Annotated in this window: 13 protein-coding genes and 1 tRNA gene; 5 read left to right on the top strand and 9 right to left on the bottom strand. The window is 45.8% G+C overall.

Annotation, left to right across the window (positions count from 1 at the left end):
• Positions 1-128: 128 nt before the first annotated feature.
• A complete protein-coding gene (gene pnp / locus CSH92_RS08225; RefSeq protein ID WP_100657127.1) occupies positions 129-2,264 on the bottom strand; it encodes a polyribonucleotide nucleotidyltransferase in 2,136 nt (711 codons plus the stop codon).
• Positions 2,265-2,351: 87 nt separating this feature from the next.
• The gene (gene nhaR / locus CSH92_RS08220; RefSeq protein ID WP_100657126.1) at positions 2,352-3,254 is read right to left on the bottom strand and encodes a transcriptional activator NhaR; all 903 of its coding nucleotides are present in this window, start codon (positions 3,252-3,254) and stop codon (positions 2,352-2,354) included.
• A 149-nt stretch (positions 3,255-3,403) separates the two neighbouring features.
• Here nhaR and hpf point away from each other — a divergent pair, with 149 nt between their 5' ends.
• Positions 3,404-3,733 carry a ribosome hibernation-promoting factor, HPF/YfiA family gene (gene hpf, locus CSH92_RS08215; protein WP_164084691.1) on the top strand — a complete coding sequence of 110 codons (330 nt, stop codon included), beginning with the start codon at positions 3,404-3,406 and terminating at the stop codon, positions 3,731-3,733.
• Positions 3,734-3,761: 28 nt separating this feature from the next.
• Here hpf and CSH92_RS08210 read toward each other — a convergent pair.
• The 6 genes from CSH92_RS08210 to ftsH all read right to left on the bottom strand — a co-directional run bounded on the left by CSH92_RS08210 (position 3,762) and on the right by ftsH (position 9,329).
• Positions 3,762-3,847, bottom strand: a tRNA-Leu gene (locus tag CSH92_RS08210).
• 8 nt (positions 3,848-3,855) lie between these two features.
• The gene (gene secG / locus CSH92_RS08205; RefSeq protein ID WP_100657124.1) at positions 3,856-4,209 is read right to left on the bottom strand and encodes a preprotein translocase subunit SecG; all 354 of its coding nucleotides are present in this window, start codon (positions 4,207-4,209) and stop codon (positions 3,856-3,858) included.
• Between the two features lie 24 nt (positions 4,210-4,233).
• On the bottom strand, positions 4,234-4,992 hold the full coding sequence (gene tpiA, locus CSH92_RS08200; protein WP_100657123.1) for a triose-phosphate isomerase: 759 nt from the start codon (positions 4,990-4,992) through the stop codon (positions 4,234-4,236).
• A 128-nt stretch (positions 4,993-5,120) separates the two neighbouring features.
• A complete protein-coding gene (glmM, locus tag CSH92_RS08195) occupies positions 5,121-6,464 on the bottom strand; it encodes a phosphoglucosamine mutase (protein WP_100657122.1) in 1,344 nt (447 codons plus the stop codon).
• Positions 6,465-6,478: 14 nt separating this feature from the next.
• Entirely contained in the window at positions 6,479-7,294 is an 816-nt protein-coding gene (gene folP / locus CSH92_RS08190; RefSeq protein ID WP_100657121.1) for a dihydropteroate synthase, read from the bottom strand.
• An 88-nt stretch (positions 7,295-7,382) separates the two neighbouring features.
• Positions 7,383-9,329, bottom strand: a complete 1,947-nt coding sequence (ftsH, locus tag CSH92_RS08185) for an ATP-dependent zinc metalloprotease FtsH (protein WP_240612763.1) — start codon at positions 9,327-9,329, stop codon at positions 7,383-7,385.
• A 451-nt stretch (positions 9,330-9,780) separates the two neighbouring features.
• Here ftsH and yhbY point away from each other — a divergent pair, with 451 nt between their 5' ends.
• Together yhbY and CSH92_RS08175 are read left to right on the top strand one after the other, a co-directional pair.
• The gene (yhbY, locus tag CSH92_RS08180) at positions 9,781-10,077 is read left to right on the top strand and encodes a ribosome assembly RNA-binding protein YhbY (protein WP_100657120.1); all 297 of its coding nucleotides are present in this window, start codon (positions 9,781-9,783) and stop codon (positions 10,075-10,077) included.
• 35 nt (positions 10,078-10,112) lie between these two features.
• Positions 10,113-10,892, top strand: coding sequence for an SDR family NAD(P)-dependent oxidoreductase (locus tag CSH92_RS08175; RefSeq protein ID WP_100657119.1), 780 nt, complete (start codon positions 10,113-10,115; stop codon positions 10,890-10,892).
• 15 nt (positions 10,893-10,907) lie between these two features.
• Here CSH92_RS08175 and CSH92_RS08170 read toward each other — a convergent pair whose 3' ends face one another.
• Complete coding sequence (locus tag CSH92_RS08170) at positions 10,908-13,304, bottom strand: Lon protease family protein (RefSeq protein ID WP_420807499.1); 2,397 nt, start codon at positions 13,302-13,304, stop codon at positions 10,908-10,910.
• 342 nt (positions 13,305-13,646) lie between these two features.
• Between CSH92_RS08170 and leuS the strand changes: the two genes are divergently transcribed.
• Together leuS and CSH92_RS08160 are read left to right on the top strand one after the other, a co-directional pair.
• Positions 13,647-16,256 (top strand): leucine--tRNA ligase, encoded by a 2,610-nt coding sequence (gene leuS / locus CSH92_RS08165; RefSeq protein ID WP_100657118.1) that lies wholly within the window; start codon positions 13,647-13,649, stop codon positions 16,254-16,256.
• Between the two features lie 14 nt (positions 16,257-16,270).
• Positions 16,271-16,792 (top strand): LPS-assembly lipoprotein LptE, encoded by a 522-nt coding sequence (locus CSH92_RS08160; protein ID WP_100657117.1) that lies wholly within the window; start codon positions 16,271-16,273, stop codon positions 16,790-16,792.
• The last annotated feature ends 1 nt before the right edge of the window (position 16,793 follow it).

Below are 16,793 nucleotides of genomic sequence, written 5' to 3'. Positions count from 1 at the left end.
GGGTGATGTTGTGCACCCACTGCAATTTACATCCACAATAAACACCATAGAAATTGGGCTGACGCGGACTTAGGGCATAAAAAAGCCAGCACACTGGCTGGCTTTTTAGATTGCTTTAGGGACTATGATTACTCGTCGCCCTTATCTTCTTCTGCTGCTGGTTCAGCGTCTTCCTTCACCGGCTTTTCAAGTAGCTCTTTGATACTTAAACGAACACGGTTCTGACGGTCAATTTCCATAACCTTAACGTCAACCATTTGGCCTTCAGATAAATAATCAGAGACTTTCGCAACGCGCTCGTGAGCAATTTGAGAAATGTGTACCAAGCCTTCTTTACCTGGTAACACTTCTACAAATGCACCAAAGTCGACGATACGCGTGACTTTACCGTTGTAAGTCTTGCCCACTTCGATCTCAGCAGTGACCTGTTCAATCTTAGCAATCGCGATTTCCGCTTTAGCTCGTTCAGTAGCAAAGATTTTAATGGTACCGTCATCTTCAATCTCGATGTTGGTATCTGATTCTTCAGTAATTGAACGGATCATCGCGCCGCCTTTACCGATAACATCACGGATCTTGTCTTGATCAATCTTCAAGGTATAGATACGCGGTGCGAATTCTGACATCTCTTCACGGTGACCAGAAATAGCCTCATCCATTACGCCCAAGATGTGTAAGCGAGCTTCTTTAGCCTGCTTAAGGGCTTGCTGCATAATCTCTTGCGTGATCCCTTCGATCTTAATGTCCATTTGCAGTGCAGTAATACCATTGGTAGTACCTGCCACTTTAAAGTCCATATCGCCCAAATGATCTTCATCGCCTAAGATATCTGAAAGAACAACAAAGTTATCGTCAGACTTAACCAATCCCATTGCGATACCGGCTACAGATGCTTTAATTGGAACACCAGCATCCATCAGAGCAAGTGAAGTACCACACACCGATGCCATTGAAGATGAACCATTTGATTCGGTAATCTCAGAGACTACACGAACCACATACGGGAATTCTTCCTCACTTGGCATTACTGCTTGAATACCGCGTTTTGCAAGACGGCCGTGACCAATCTCGCGACGTTTAGGTGAACCGATCATACCGGTTTCACCAACACAGTATGGAGGGAAGTTATAATGCAACATGAAGCGGCTATCACGTTTACCCGCAAGCTCGTCGATCATCTGTGCGTCACGTTCAGTACCTAAAGTAGCGACTACCAAAGCTTGAGTTTCACCACGAGTGAATAACGCTGAACCGTGCGTACGTGGTAACAAACCAGTAGCAACATCAAGTGCGCGGATCATATCTGGGCTACGACCATCGATACGTGGCTCACCCGCTAAAATGCGCGAACGCACAACGTCACTTTCTAAATCGTGCAACAAACCTAGCACTTCGTTACTGTCCTGCTCTGGATCAGCTTCAAGAATTGCGGCCAGCGCTTTCTCTGTAACTGCAGTAACTTCATCTTTGCGAGCCATTTTATCAGAAATCTGATACGCAGCAGTCATACCTTCTTTGGCTAAACCTGCAACTTTTTCTTTCAGTTCAGTGTTTTCTGCTTCTGCTTGCCAGTCCCATTTTGGTGTTGCAACTTCAGCAGCAAATTCATTAACCGCGTTCACTACCGCTTGCAATTGTTCGTGACCGTACATAACGGCGCCAAGCATTACGTCTTCGCTTAGCATGTTAGCTTCAGATTCAACCATCAGTACCGCACTTTGCGTTCCTGCAACAACCAAATCTAACTCGCTTTGCTCTTGCTCAGACGCTCGCGTGTTCAGAATGTATTGACCATCGGTGTAACCTACACGAGCAGCACCAATAGGACCATTAAATGGGATCCCAGAAATAGCTAACGCAGCTGAGGTTCCGATCATTGAAATGATATCAGTCGGGATATCCGGATTTGAAGAGACAACAGTGATTACCACCTGTACTTCGTTTTTAAATCCTTCAGGAAACAACGGACGAATCGGACGGTCAATCAAACGTGCGGTAAGTGTCTCATTCTCTGATGGACGACCTTCACGTTTAAAGAAACCACCAGGGATCTTACCCGCTGCATAAGTTTTCTCTTGATAATTTACCGTTAGCGGGAAGAAATCTTGACCTTCCTTCGCTTCTTTTTTACCAACCACAGATACTAACACTGAGGTATCGTCCATGCTTGCCATAACTGCGGCAGTCGCTTGACGAGCAATTACACCTGTTTCTAAGGTGACCGTATGTTGTCCATACGTAAATGTTTTAGTAATAGGATTCACTATTATTCCTTTGTATTATCTATTATCGCTTTTAAATGCGGCGCATAGTATAACGGTCAACGGCAATAATGGCTACGTTCAAAAGCACTATTTAAAGATTATATCGCGTGCTTTATCACAAATAGCTGCTACTGCAGGATGAGTGACTTTTCGCTCTGCTGAAACAGCATAAAAGCGTTGTTTTATGTCCTCAGTCCGACCTATCACCTCAACTTTGAATTGTTCACACACTTCTTCTTCAATTACCGTTGGCATAAAGAAGGCGCCAAATCCCGCTTGCCCAAAAGATTTCATCAATGCACTATCATCATATTGGCCGCGTAACAGCGGGAAGATATCATTATCATTCGCCCAGCGGTCAAACGATTGTCTGATGGCATACTGCTTCGTTGGCAACAACATGGGCATGTGGTTAAGGTTAAACGGGAACTCACCTTGTAATTTTTCGATCAACTTCGGCGCAGCAAAAAACGAAAGACCGGATTCACCAAGAAAATGATTATAAGCTTTGATACTAAAAGCTGACGATAAAGGTGTATCGGTAAGAACCATATCCACCTCATGCACTGCGAGGTCAGCGAGAATGGCATCAATTGGCCCTTCTTTACTGATCAGATGTATATCATCACTGAGCTTTAACGCTGGCTCAACAATCTTATAAACGATGGTTTTCGGAATAGCGCTTGCGGCACTAACAATAAACTCTGAAGCTCCGACTTGCGGAGCACCGCGCAATACATCGCTTAATTCGCGGCCAAGCTCAAAAATTTCATCCGCGTAGCGCAACACCAAGCGCCCCGTATCGGTTAACTGCAACCCTCTACCCACGCGATCAAATAAAGGCTGCTTCATGCGGTCCTCAAGCATACTCAGCTGGCCGCTAATGGTTTGCGGTGTGATATGAAGCTTGCTGGCCGCTTTAGCGATCGAACCTTCCTTCGCAACAACCCAGAAGTAATGCAGGTGTTTATAGTTAATATTTTCTGCCATCGACTACCCATCCTCAAACAGCGTTCAATTTTTTCCGATGTATATCAATACAAACAAACGAATTTTTTTGTTCAGTTTGAATTGATAATTTTTTATCTGAGAACGCCGATCCCCGATTTTTCCTCATGATTGGCAAAAAGGAGCTATGCATGCATATCAAGATCAATTCCCGAGATTTTACGGTAACCACAGCAATGCGAGAATTTATACAGGAAAAGCTTACGTTTGCCTTGAGTCGATACGCACAGCGGATCCGAGTCGCTGAGATTTCACTTAAGGATATCAACGGCCCACGTGGTGGAATTGATAAACAATGCATCATTAAAATGAAATTAAACCAATTTAAAACACTGGTTGTGGAAGAACAGGCTGATGACGCTTACGACGCGATTGGTAATAGTTGCAGAAAGGCCAAACGACGGGTAGAAAGACACTTCAATCGCTCACGCACGCAATCCAGAAGGGTGAATATGGCATAAAAAAGCCAGCATTTGCTGGCTTTATATATGGTGCGGATGGAGGGACTTGAACCCTCACGAGCATAGCTCACTACCCCCTCAAGATAGCGTGTCTACCAATTCCACCACATCCGCGAATAAACTTAATTTGGTACGTCCGTGTCGTCTGATGCTGGTTGTGACTCTTGCGCTGGTACGTCAGTTGCAGGAACCGATTCAGCCACTGGCACTTCTAGATTTTGCCATTCATCAACTGCTTTCTCACGGTTTGCCGTCATATTGCCAAGGATCAGACTGATCAAGAAAAATAACGTCGCGAGTATCGCTGTCGTACGAGTCATGAAGTTTCCTGAACCCGATGAGCCAAACACGGTGTTTGAACCGCCAGCACCAAACGAAGCCCCCATATCAGCGCCTTTTCCCTGCTGAATTAAAACAATTCCAATCAGTACAAGTGCGACCAACAAATATGCAACAATTAACACTTCATATAACATAGCTTATAACACTCCTACGACCCGTTATGCTTTTGCAGCACGACAAATCGCTTCAAATTCTTCTGGTTTAAGGCTCGCTCCGCCAATTAAACCGCCATCAATATCTATTTGCGCGAACAACTCTTGTGCATTACTGGCTTTAACGCTGCCGCCGTACAGGAGTCTGATTTTTTGCGCTAAATCACTGTCAATTTGACTCAGTAACTGCCGAATAAATGCATGCATCGCTTGCGCTTGTTCAGGTGAAGCTGTTTGCCCAGTACCAATGGCCCAAATAGGCTCATAGGCGATAACAACCTTGGCTAATTCAGCGACTGATAATTGTTCAAACACGGCTTTTAACTGCGCTTCAACATAAGCTTCTTCTTCACCATCCTGACGCACTTCTAAGGGCTCGCCAACACAGACAATAGGAATTAACCCACCATCAATCAACGCCTTTGCCTTCTTGGCAACCAGTGCATTGCTTTCGGCATGATCCGTACGTCGCTCTGAATGCCCGACAATTGCCATTTGGCAACCAACATCCCTCAACATAGCGACGCTGACATCACCTGTATGCGCACCTTCCGAGTTCGCACTAACGTCCTGCGCAGCTAATAACACGTCGGTATTACTTAACTGGCTGCTTGCCTGCCCCAGGTATACGGCCGGTGGGCACAATACAACGTCTGCAGCAATCGGTTCTCTCTGACTAAAGTACTCCACAAATGACTGCAACAATTGTTGGCTGCCATTCATTTTCCAATTGCCAGCGACTAACGATTTACGAACATTCTGCATATTCAATCCTTGTGCCGCTCAAAAGCGGGCGAGATATTAACGATTCCACTCATAATATACAAGTGCTTAACAGACAATTTGCCACAAAATATTGTCTGCTGATTTTATTTTAAACAGGTATCACACTGTCAGGCGGTTACCGCTTTTACCACGTCAGCAATATGGGTTGCCCAGCGGTTAGAGAGTTCGTCGTCGTTTGACTCAACCATGACTCTGATTAATGGCTCGGTTCCACTCTTACGCAGCAACACACGCCCATTCTTTCCTAGTGACGCTTCTGCCTCCTTTACGGCATTTTGCACATCATTATGGACTAATGGATCGACATCGCTGTTTTCAAAACGAACATTGTTTAGTACTTGTGGATATTTCTCAAATCCTGCGGATAAATCGTGCAAGTTCATGTGCGAACGTAGCATAGCGGTAAGGACTTGCAGGCCTGCGATAATGCCATCCCCCGTGGAAGAAGTCGCTAGATTTAACACATGGCCTGAATTTTCACCACCAATCTGCCATCCTTTTTCCTGCAACAATTCCATGACATAGCGATCACCTACTTTGCTCCGCGCAAAAGGGACGCCTAACTTAGCAAGTCCATTTTCAAGACCCAAGTTACTCATTAAGGTGCCCACAACACCACCCGATAAGCGCCCTGATTTAAGCGCATCGCGCGCGATGATATAAATAATTTGGTCACCATCGATAACGTTTCCAAGATGGTCAACCATCATGATCCGGTCGCCATCACCATCAAGGGCAATGCCTAAATCAGCACCTGACGCTTTAACTTCGTCAACAATCGCTTTCATACTCGTGGCGCCGACCTGATGATTAATGTTGGTGCCATTCGGTTTAGTTCCAATCTCAATCACTTCTGCACCCAATTCACTCAGCACATTAGGCGCAATGTGGTAGGTTGCGCCATGCGCACAATCAACTACAATTTTCAGCCCTGTTAGCGATAGATTAGACGGGAACGTTCCTTTACAGAATTCGATGTAACGCCCAGCGGCATCATTGATACGAATGGCCTTGCCTAATTTATCTGACGCCACGCAAGTCATGGGTTCTTTCATTTGCGCTTCGATGGCCAATTCAATTGAATCATCTAACTTAAAGCCATCAGCAGAGAAGAACTTAATCCCGTTATCATAATACGGATTGTGTGAGGCACTGATTACGATGCCAGCTTCAGAGCGGAAAGTTTTAGTCAAATACGCAATCGCCGGTGTTGGCATTGGCCCCAATAGGCCAATATTTATGCCTGCCGCTGAAAGTCCGGCTTCAAGTGCTGACTCCAACATGTAGCCTGATATCCGTGTATCTTTACCAATTAATACTTTATTGGTGCCTTGTCCTGCTAAGACCTTGCCAGCGGCCCAACCTAATTTGGTAACAAATTCAGGGTTGATTGCGCTCTCACCTACTTTGCCGCGGATCCCATCAGTTCCGAAAAATTCTCTTTGCCCCATATCCCTACTACCTTCTACTTGTTATTTTTAACTGCATTTACCACTCGCATAGCATCCATGGTGGCATCTACATCATGCACGCGAATAATCTGAGCACCCCATTCAGCAGCCATAGTCGCTGCTGCTACACTCGCAGCTACACGTTGCTCTATGGGTTTATTGGTTACCGCTCCCAGCATGGATTTACGCGATACTCCAATCAATATCGGGTATTTAAGTTCCAAAAAACGCGGGATAGCAGCAAACAATGCATAATTATGGTCTATTGTTTTACCAAATCCAAAGCCAGGATCCAATGCAATTTCGTTTTTACTCAGCCCTTGTGCTTCGCATGCCTCCACGCGTCGTAACAGGAATTCAATCACTTCTTCAATCACATTACTGTAATCTGGCTTATGCTGCATAGTACGCGGCTCGCCCTGCATATGCATTAAACAAACCGGAACTTGCAGTTCGCCAGCCGCTTGTAATGCACCGGGGGTGCGCAATGCATTGACATCGTTAATCATACTGGCACCAGCGGCCACAGCTGCGCGCATCACTTCAGGCTTATGCGTATCGATTGAAATCGGTATATCTGTCTCACTGCGCAGTTGTTCGATAACCGGTATCACGCGCTCAAGCTCCTGCTCAACGTCAACTGCTTGCGCACCTGGACGGGTGGATTCACCGCCAATATCGATAATGCCCGCACCATGGGTAATCATATCCAATGCCGAGCTGACTGCCTTATCAACACGCATATGATGTCCACCATCAGAAAATGAGTCTGGCGTTACATTTAAGATACCCATGACTGTGGGCGTAGATAAATGAGAGAGAGAAAACATGGCAGAGTCTACTTTAATTACTCAACAGGCTTTTTAATTACCACAAAAAACGCCAGCATTCGCTGGCGCTTTGTAACCTTAATCAAGCTTAGCTTGTCGCATCATTGGGCTTCGCACTGGCACCATCAGACGCATCACTTGCGCTGACATCTTGCTTCACTTCAGCTCCGCCGCTCGGTTTATCATTGTCACTAGATTTACTGCTATCCCAATCGGCAGGCGCACGAACCTCACGACGTTCCATCAGATCATCGATCTGCTTCGCGTCAATTGTTTCGTACTTCATCAACGCATCTTTCATAGAGTGAAGGATGTCAATATTGTCCTTTAGGATCTGCTCAGCACGCTCATAATTGCGGTCGATTAATGATTTGATTTCTGCATCAATCGCTCGCGCTGTGTCATCCGACATATGGCTCGCTTTTGACATGCTACGGCCTAGGAATACTTCACCTTCCTCTTCGGCGTAAAGCATCGGACCCATTTTGCTGGAAAGGCCCCACTGCGTAACCATTTTACGTGCGATATCAGTCGCACGTTCGATGTCGTTTGAAGCTCCGGTCGTCACTTTATCATCACCATAGATGATTTGTTCGGCGATACGACCTCCAAACAAGCTCGAGATCATACTTTCCAAATGTTGCTTACTGTGACTAACACGATCTTGCTCCGGCAAGTACATGGTGACACCCAGCGCACGCCCTCGTGGAATAATCGACACCTTGTAAACTGGATCATGTTCAGGAACCAAGCGACCCACGATTGCGTGACCTGCTTCGTGGTACGCTGTCATGGTCTTTTCGTCTTCCGACATAACCATTGACTTACGTTCTGAGCCCATCATGATCTTGTCTTTGGCCTTGTCGAATTCTTCCATCGACACTAAACGCTTGTTCGAACGCGCCGCAAATAATGCAGCTTCATTAACCAGGTTTGCCAAGTCCGCACCAGAAAAACCTGGCGTACCACGCGCAATCACAGATGCTTCGACATTGTCACTGATCGGTACTTTACGCATGTGAACTTTCAAAATCTGTTCACGCCCGCGAATATCCGGTAAGCCAACAACCACTTGACGGTCAAAACGACCCGGTCGTAATAACGCAGGATCCAAAACGTCAGGACGGTTGGTTGCTGCTATGACGATGATGCCCTCGTGTCCTTCAAAGCCATCCATTTCAACTAGCATTTGGTTCAAGGTTTGCTCGCGTTCATCATGACCACCACCAAGACCCGCACCGCGCTGGCGACCAACCGCGTCGATCTCATCGATAAATATAATACATGGAGCTGACTTCTTCGCTTGCTCAAACATGTCACGCACACGGCTCGCGCCAACCCCCACAAACATCTCTACAAAGTCAGAACCGGAAATGGTAAAGAATGGCACTTTAGCTTCACCTGCGATGGCTTTTGCTAGTAGTGTTTTACCGGTTCCAGGCGGACCGACCATCAGAACGCCTTTGGGGATCTTTCCACCAAGCTTTTGGAACTTTGACGGGTCACGTAAAAAATCAACCAATTCAGCGACATCTTCTTTCGCTTCATCACAACCCGCTACGTCAGCAAACGTGGTTTTAATTTGGTCTTCGCCAAGCAACCGTGCCTTACTCTTACCAAAGGACATTGCCCCACGACCACCGCCGCCTTGCATTTGACGCATGAAGAAAATCCATACCCCAATCAACAACAACATTGGGAACCAGGAAATAAAAATCGTGCCTAGCAAAGAGGGAGATTCAGGCGGTTCACCTAAAACGCGTACATCTTGTTTGATTAGGTCTGAAATCAATTGTTCGTCAAAGTACGGAATATAAGTAACAAACGTATCACCATTACTGCGTGTGCCGCGTATCTCACGCGATTCACTGTTAATCCGAACTTCTCTAATATTGCCCTGATTCACCTGATTGATAAATGTCGTGTAATCTGTTTGTGCCCGCGAAGACTCGCCAGGCGAGAAACTTTGAAAAACGGACATCAAAACCACGGCGATTACCAGCCAAAGGATTAAATTTTTTGCCATGTCGCTCAACGCATTAAACCTCGTAAATAATTGCTAAGACATTCGAGCCGCACAGCAACCGTTTGTTCCGTTGCGGTGCATGAAAATCTCATCGCGAAGTAGTAAACAATACTACACCTTGTAACCTGTCGCCACTAAATAAGCCTCAATAAAACATGCTCTTGACGAACCGGTTCGCACGCTCTCATTACTTTAAACGCACTATTCAAAATCCAAAAGAAATCATCGATTCCTTCGCCCTGAAATACTTTTATTGCAATCACACCATTCAGAATAATGCTGACTGGCGCATCTATAATATTCACTCGCGCACAATTGTGTGTACGTGTTTGCTCAGCGGATGGATTATCGCTTCTTTTTTAATCTTTCAACGCAATCGTTGTCGTATTGCAACCTAGATGGCGGTAGAATATCGTTTTTCAAGTGACAATACGTCATCTAATTGTAAGAAATTGGTACGATGAACTTAACAAACAAACAAAAACAGTTCCTGAAAGGACTGGCACATGACAAAAAGCCGATTGTACAACTCGGCAATAATGGCTTAACCGAAGGCGTACTCGCAGAAATTGATAATGCACTTGGGCATCATGAGCTGATAAAAGTCAAAATCCCGACTGAAGACCGCGATGAGAAAAAACTAATTGCTGATGCAATTGTGCGCGAAACAAAAGCCGCACAAATCCAAATTATTGGACACACGTTGATACTATATAAACCAGCAGATGAGCCCAAAATCATACTGCCAAAACGCTAAACGTTTTTCCCTACAACGACAGAAGAAAAAGAATTATGCAAATAGCGAATGATATGACAGCCATTGTAACTGGTGGCTGTTCTGGATTGGGACACGCAACGGCTATACGTTTGCGCGCCGCAGGATTTAATGTGGCGATTTTTGACATGAATGCAGAAGTCGGCGCACAACGTGTTACAGAGCTAGGGAGTGAGCAAACCCTGTTTTGTGCAGTTGATGTGCGCTCGGCTGAATCAGTGGAAAGTGCGGTCGCAGAAGTCGCCAAAACCTTTGGTAACATCCGCATGTGCGTTAACTGCGCGGGTGTCGCACCGGCTAAGAGATTACTAGACAGAGACAGTAACCCTATGCCTCTGGACAACTTCCAAAGTGTTATTGATATCAACTTAGTTGGCTCATTTAATGTTGCTCGTGTGGTCGCTGCACATATGGCGCAACTGGATACTGTCGGTGAGGCTGAAGAGCGAGGGTTAATTGTTAATACTGCTTCGGTCGCCGGTTATGAGGGGCAAATTGGACAAACCGCATACGCTGCAAGTAAAGGAGGAATTATCGCCCTTACCCTGCCGATGGCCCGTGACCTTGCTAAACTCGGGGTTCGCGTGAACACTATTGCTCCAGGTATTATGGGAACACCGATGTTACTGGCGATGCCAGAAAACGTGCAGGACGCATTAAAAGCGAATGTTCCCTTCCCTAATCGTCTAGGTTTGCCGGAAGAATTTGCTAACCTCGCGGTGCATATGTTTGAAAATGCTTACCTAAACGGCGAAACCGTGCGCTTAGATGGCGCATTACGGATGCCGCCAAAGTGATGGATTTGCGGCGGGCTAATCTTGCCCGCCGGCCACAATATTAGCAATATTGTATAAACGATTGACCGCATGATAATTTACGCTGCCCTTGGGATAGCGCCCTTTGGTGTTCATTTCTCCCGCCTCTTGATGCATCAATAAAGTAATTGCCTCATCAACAGTTGCCACTGGATAAATATGGAATTGCCCCTGACCAATTGCGTCAATAACCGGGCCATCAAGCATTAAGTTCACTTGGTTTGAGGCTGGGATAATTACGCCTTGTTGTCCGGTAAGCCCGCGATGCTGACAAAGATCAAAGAAGCCTTCAATTTTTTCATTAACCCCACCAACCGCCTGTACTTCACCATACTGGTTAATTGAACCCGTTACCGCTAACTCCTGACTCGCTGGGATCTCCGTTAACGCCGACAACAAGGCTAATAATTCACCTAATGAAGCGCTATCACCATCGATGTGGCCATAAGACTGTTCCAAGGCAATATTCGCTGACAGAGTAAGCGGGAAATATTGTGCATATTTATTTCCCAAATAACCGGTCAGTAGCATTACCCCTTTACTATGAATTGGTTGCCCTAATTCTACCTCGCGTTCTATATCAACCACACCAGATGCACCTGCATACACCGTAGAAGTTATTCGAGCAGGTGTGCCAAAAGTTGTATCACCAATTTCTAAAACCGTTAAACCATTAACTTTACCGACCGCTTTGCCTTGGGTATCGATAAGCACATGACCTTCTTTAATGTCATCAAACAAGGCTCCCTTCACGCGTCCAGAGCGACGTTTTTTAGCCTGTAACGCTTCATCAATGTGTGCCAGTTGCAATTGTTCTTGTTGATTTTGACGAGCAAAGTAATTCGCTTCCTTAAGTAGCTCAATAACATCAGAAAAACGTGCCGACAATTTAAATTGGTGCTCGGCCATGCGCATCGAATAAGTTACGAGACGCACCATGGCTGACTCTTCAATGCCCGTTAGTCCTAGGAGTAACAATTGATGTCGCACCCGTCCAACAAAATCACGTAGGTTCTCATCACTAAGTTCAATTTCGTGATCAAAATCCACTAAGACTCGAAACAGTTCATCAAACTCATCATCATAATCTTGCAGCGTGTAATATAAGTCGCGTGAACCCATTAAGATAACTTTAACGTTCAGGTCCATCGGCTGCGGCGTCAACATAATCGAGTTGACCATACCAATATCCTGCTGTGGCGGCTCCATTTTCAAACTTGAAAATTTGAGTGCTAGCTTGAGTGATTCCCAAACAAAGGGCTGTTGCACCATTTTATCAGCGTCCAGCAACAAGTATCCGCCATTCGCACGGTGCAACGCGCCAGCTTGGATCATACTGTAATTGGTATAGGCCACTCCTTGACTACCATTGTATTCAATCTTGCCGAATAAATTCTGATGCGTGGGATTGGGTTCATAGATCACAGGCGCACCATCAGTGATTAAGTGAGACACCATTACATTCGGCAAAAACTGTTCTTCCAAAACCGCGCGACGGTCAAACTCTTCCGGTTTATCTTCTTTATTTTCAACCATCAGCAATTCAAGAACAGCATCTATTAACGGGGTTTTCATTTGGCGCAAATACTTCAAAACCCCTAATTGTGCGGCATATTGATGTTCCAAATGTTTCAATAAAGGTCGGATACCCTGCTCTGCAGTTGAGCGTTTAAGTTCACGCAAACGCTCACTGTGCTGTCGTTTCCAAAGGGGTAATTCAATTAATGCGTCACTTAAACGCGTTTCCAACGTATCGATTAACGCATAAAAGTGTGCTCGCTGTTGCTCATCCAGCTGACTGAACTGTGCATCATTGATGGGTTCACCATTGATGATCGGTGAAAATGAAATACTGCCACTATCCTCATATAGAGCGACGCCCTGTGACTGCGCATATTTTTCCACTTCGTCTATAGCATGGTCATATTGCAACTCAAATTGGCGACCCAATGCGGCCTTTTTACGTTGATATCCAGGGTTATCAAATGCTGCCGGAAATGTATCGAGAATATCATCAATCAGGTTTTCGATATCCTCGACTAAGCGTTTGCTGTCACCCGCAGGTAAACGCAGAATGAAGGGTTGGCGTTCATCGTCGAAATTATTTACATAAACCCAATCCTCAGGCGTGTTTTTGTGTGTGACCGCCTTAGCCACATAGTCATGTACCAGCGTATAACGCCCGGTGGCTTGTTCACCCATAACGTACAGGTTATAACCAGTTGCCTCAATGCCAAGCCCAAAACTCAGCGCCTCGCGCGCTCGCGCCTGACCGACAAATGTGGCTTGCATGGCCGAATCATCCGCTAACGCATGGGTAATTTTTTGTAATTGTGGTGCGGCATTCAATTGTTCAGGGGTCAGCGCAGTGACTCCCTTGGGCATTTTTTTCATTAATATATTTATCGTTATTGGCTGCGCTTTTGATTTTGCAGGGCTTTGTCGAGCATTTCAACAAACCTCTGGACTAATTCTACTTTTAGCCGGCCAACGAGGATTTCAAGTTCTTGGCTGATTCGAGATGTCGGCGAACAGATAGCACCACGATACCGTGAATTATCCAGAACTTTTACTCTTTCCGGATTTGCCGTACTCGGTTAAGTTTTTTTAGCAAATGCCGTGTTTGGATCTGTTGTTGGCAGCCACGTTGAGGTATTCTTAGCGGCTTTATATTAATGCGACGAATACGCTTTGCGTTGTTGCGATAACCCCCATGATTACGGAATTTTAAGCTGCATGTCAGAAAAGCAATACGATCATAAAACCATCGAACAAGAGATCCAGGATCACTGGCAACAAAATGACACGTTTAAAGTCGACGTGGATGATTCCAAGGAAAAATTTTATTGTTTATCCATGTTCCCGTATCCCAGCGGCAAGCTGCACATGGGGCACGTTAGAAACTACACGATTGGCGATGTTATTAGTCGCTATCAACGTATGCAGGGTAAAAATGTTTTGCAGCCCATGGGTTGGGATGCTTTTGGCTTACCGGCTGAAAATGCGGCGATCAATAACAAAACCGCTCCGGCCAAGTGGACCTATGCCAATATTGAGTATATGAAGCAGCAGCTTAAATCACTAGGATTTGGCTACGATTGGTCACGTGAGGTTACTACTTGCAAGCCAGATTATTACCGTTGGGAACAATGGTTTTTCACTCGTTTGTATGAGAAAGGTTTGGTCTATAAAAAGCTCTCAACAGTTAACTGGGATCCAGTAGACCAAACTGTGTTAGCCAATGAGCAAGTCATTGACGGTCGCGGTTGGCGCAGTGGCGCAGTGGTTGAGCAAAAGGAAATTCCACAATGGTTCATAAAGATCACCGACTATGCTGAGGCCTTACTCAATGATCTTGATGGATTAACAGAGTGGCCCGAACAAGTGGTTGCAATGCAACGCAACTGGATAGGCAAATCTAAGGGTGCGAATATACGTTTTACGCTACCTCAAGAAATCGCTGGCATCAGCAATTTAGAGGTTTACACCACTCGCCCTGACACCTTGTTTGGGGTTACCTATGTGGCCGTTGCAGCCCAGCATCCATTAGCCCAGTATGCGGCACAGTCGAATCCCGACGTTGCCGCGTTCATCGAAGACGCTAAACACACTAAGGTCGCCGAAGCCGAGTTGGCAACGATGGAAAAACGCGGTTGTGATACTAGATTAACCGTGGTTCACCCCTTAACAGGCGAAGCATTACCCGTTTGGGTCGCGAACTTCGTGTTAATGGAATACGGATCTGGGGCAGTCATGTCTGTACCTGGACATGACCAGCGCGATTGGGAGTTTGCAACTAAATATCAGTTGCCGATTAAACAAGTCGTAGCCGCAGCGGACGACGCCGAAATTACCTCAACAGAGCATGCTGCGATTACAGAAAAAGGCAAGTTGATCAACTCAGAGCAATTCACAGGTTTGGATTTTGAAGCCGCATTTGACGCTATTTGCACTACCCTTGAGCAACAAAGTAGCGGTGAACGTACGGTTAATTATCGCCTGCGTGATTGGGGTGTTTCGCGGCAACGCTATTGGGGCGCACCCATCCCCATGATCAATCTTCCTGACGGCACAGAAATGCCTGTACCAGCTGAGCATCTGCCAGTGGAATTACCTGAAGATGTGGTTATGGATGGTGTAACCAGTCCAATTAAAGCAGACAAATCATGGGCGCAGATTAATATTAACGGTATTGAAGGTGAGCGAGAAACTGATACTTTCGATACTTTCATGGAGTCAAGCTGGTACTATGCACGCTATGCTTCAGCACCGTCCGACGCGATGCTTGATCCCAAGGAAAGCAATTACTGGTTACCCGTTGATCAGTATGTTGGTGGCATTGAGCATGCAATATTGCATTTATTATATTCTCGCTTCTTCCATAAATTATTACGTGATGAAGGCTTAGTTGATTCCGATGAACCATTTAAGCGCTTGTTGTGCCAAGGCATGGTATTAGCCGAATCGTTTTATCGCGAAGATGCAGCCGGTAAAAAGACCTGGTACTCACCAACAGACGTTGAGTTAACGCGCGATGACAAAGGCCGGGTTGTCAAAGCCGTGTTAAAGACTGATGGCGAGGAGGTTATTGCTGGTGGCATGACCAAAATGTCAAAATCCAAAAATAACGGTATTGATCCGCAGCACGTTATTGATATGTATGGTGCTGACACAGTGCGTTTATTCACTATGTTTGCGGCACCTCCCGAGCAAACACTCGAATGGATTGATTCTGGTGTTGATGGTGCGCATCGCTTCTTAAAGCGTCTTTATCGCTTAGTCATGGATAATATTGAAGCGTTACAACAGTTCACGAATACAGCAGACACAAGCTTTAACGGACTGAATAAAGAACAAAAAGATTTGCGCCGCGAAATCCATAAAACCATCGACAAAGTCAGTGATGATCTTGGCCGTCGCCAAACCTTCAACACGGCTATTGCGGCGATCATGGAGTTACTCAATCGCTTACAAAAAGCACCGACTAACTCTGCAACCGATAACGCCATCCTTGCAGAAGGCTTACAAGCGATGATCCAGTTGTTAAACCCTGTTACCCCGCACATTTGCCAACACTTATGGCAGGCATTGGGGCACGCCGACAGCATCGAATTCGCAGGTTGGCCAAAGGTAGACTCGTCAGCGTTAGTTGAAGATGAAAAACTCATCATAGTGCAGGTCAATGGTAAAGTAAGAGCAAAAATTACGGTAGCAGCCGATAGTGATGAAGAATCAGTGAAGACCGCTGCGATGGAGCACGACAATGTGCAAAACTTTATCCACGATAAAACCGTGCGCAAAGTTATTCTTGTGCCAGGCAAACTCGTGAATATCGTCGCGAACTAGGTTTGGAAAATCGAATGCGTCAGTTTGCACTTTGGATCTGTCTTAGCCTTGGTTTCTTGTCTCTAACCGGGTGCGGATTTGCCTTGCGTGGTTCGCAACAGTTTCCTGTGCACATTAAGCAAGTGGAAGTGCGCAGTTTGTCTGCGCATGATCCGCAAGCCCGCGCTTTGCGCGAACGGTTAGCGGTTTATCAACTCGACTATACACGCGCCGCAACTGAAACTGAGTTGCCAAATACCGTTATAATTGAACTACGCCCAGAAAACTTAACTCGTCGCTTGCTTTCCGTTTTCCGCACCGGGCAAGTCGCAGAGTATGAGTTAATTTATCGCATCGACTATCGGGTCACCTTTCCAGCGTCGGAAGCTATTGATTCAAGCGTTGAAATTCTGCGCGAATATCAAGACGACCCCGACCAAGTATTGGCAAAATCACGTGAACTGGATTTGATCTTGGATGAAATGCGCGCAGACGCTGCCGACAGAATGATCCGTTTAATGGCCAGCCAAGCCCCCACTGTGTTATCTAATCAGTAAT

Origin of the sequence: Neoalteromonas flava, from assembly GCF_002807685.1 — a bacterium.
GTDB classification, from domain to species: domain Bacteria; phylum Pseudomonadota; class Gammaproteobacteria; order Enterobacterales; family Alteromonadaceae; genus Alteromonas_E; species Alteromonas_E flava.
Note: the sequence above shows the minus strand (reverse complement) of the source record. Positions and strands in the feature narration are given on the sequence as shown.

What these genes read in the sequence shown, in the direction of transcription:
- folP (WP_100657121.1), bottom strand. Translation starts at nt 7,294, where the DNA reads ATGTTTTCTCTCTCTCATTTATCTACGCCCACAGTCATGGGTATCTTA.
- yhbY (WP_100657120.1), top strand. Translation starts at nt 9,781, where the DNA reads ATGAACTTAACAAACAAACAAAAACAGTTCCTGAAAGGACTGGCACAT.
- hpf (WP_164084691.1), top strand. Translation starts at nt 3,404, where the DNA reads ATGCATATCAAGATCAATTCCCGAGATTTTACGGTAACCACAGCAATG.
- tpiA (WP_100657123.1), bottom strand. Translation starts at nt 4,992, where the DNA reads ATGCAGAATGTTCGTAAATCGTTAGTCGCTGGCAATTGGAAAATGAAT.
- nhaR (WP_100657126.1), bottom strand. Translation starts at nt 3,254, where the DNA reads ATGGCAGAAAATATTAACTATAAACACCTGCATTACTTCTGGGTTGTT.
- CSH92_RS08160 (WP_100657117.1), top strand. Translation starts at nt 16,271, where the DNA reads ATGCGTCAGTTTGCACTTTGGATCTGTCTTAGCCTTGGTTTCTTGTCT.
- CSH92_RS08170 (WP_420807499.1), bottom strand. Translation starts at nt 13,304, where the DNA reads ATGAAAAAAATGCCCAAGGGAGTCACTGCGCTGACCCCTGAACAATTG.
- leuS (WP_100657118.1), top strand. Translation starts at nt 13,647, where the DNA reads ATGTCAGAAAAGCAATACGATCATAAAACCATCGAACAAGAGATCCAG.
- glmM (WP_100657122.1), bottom strand. Translation starts at nt 6,464, where the DNA reads ATGGGGCAAAGAGAATTTTTCGGAACTGATGGGATCCGCGGCAAAGTA.
- secG (WP_100657124.1), bottom strand. Translation starts at nt 4,209, where the DNA reads ATGTTATATGAAGTGTTAATTGTTGCATATTTGTTGGTCGCACTTGTA.
- CSH92_RS08175 (WP_100657119.1), top strand. Translation starts at nt 10,113, where the DNA reads ATGCAAATAGCGAATGATATGACAGCCATTGTAACTGGTGGCTGTTCT.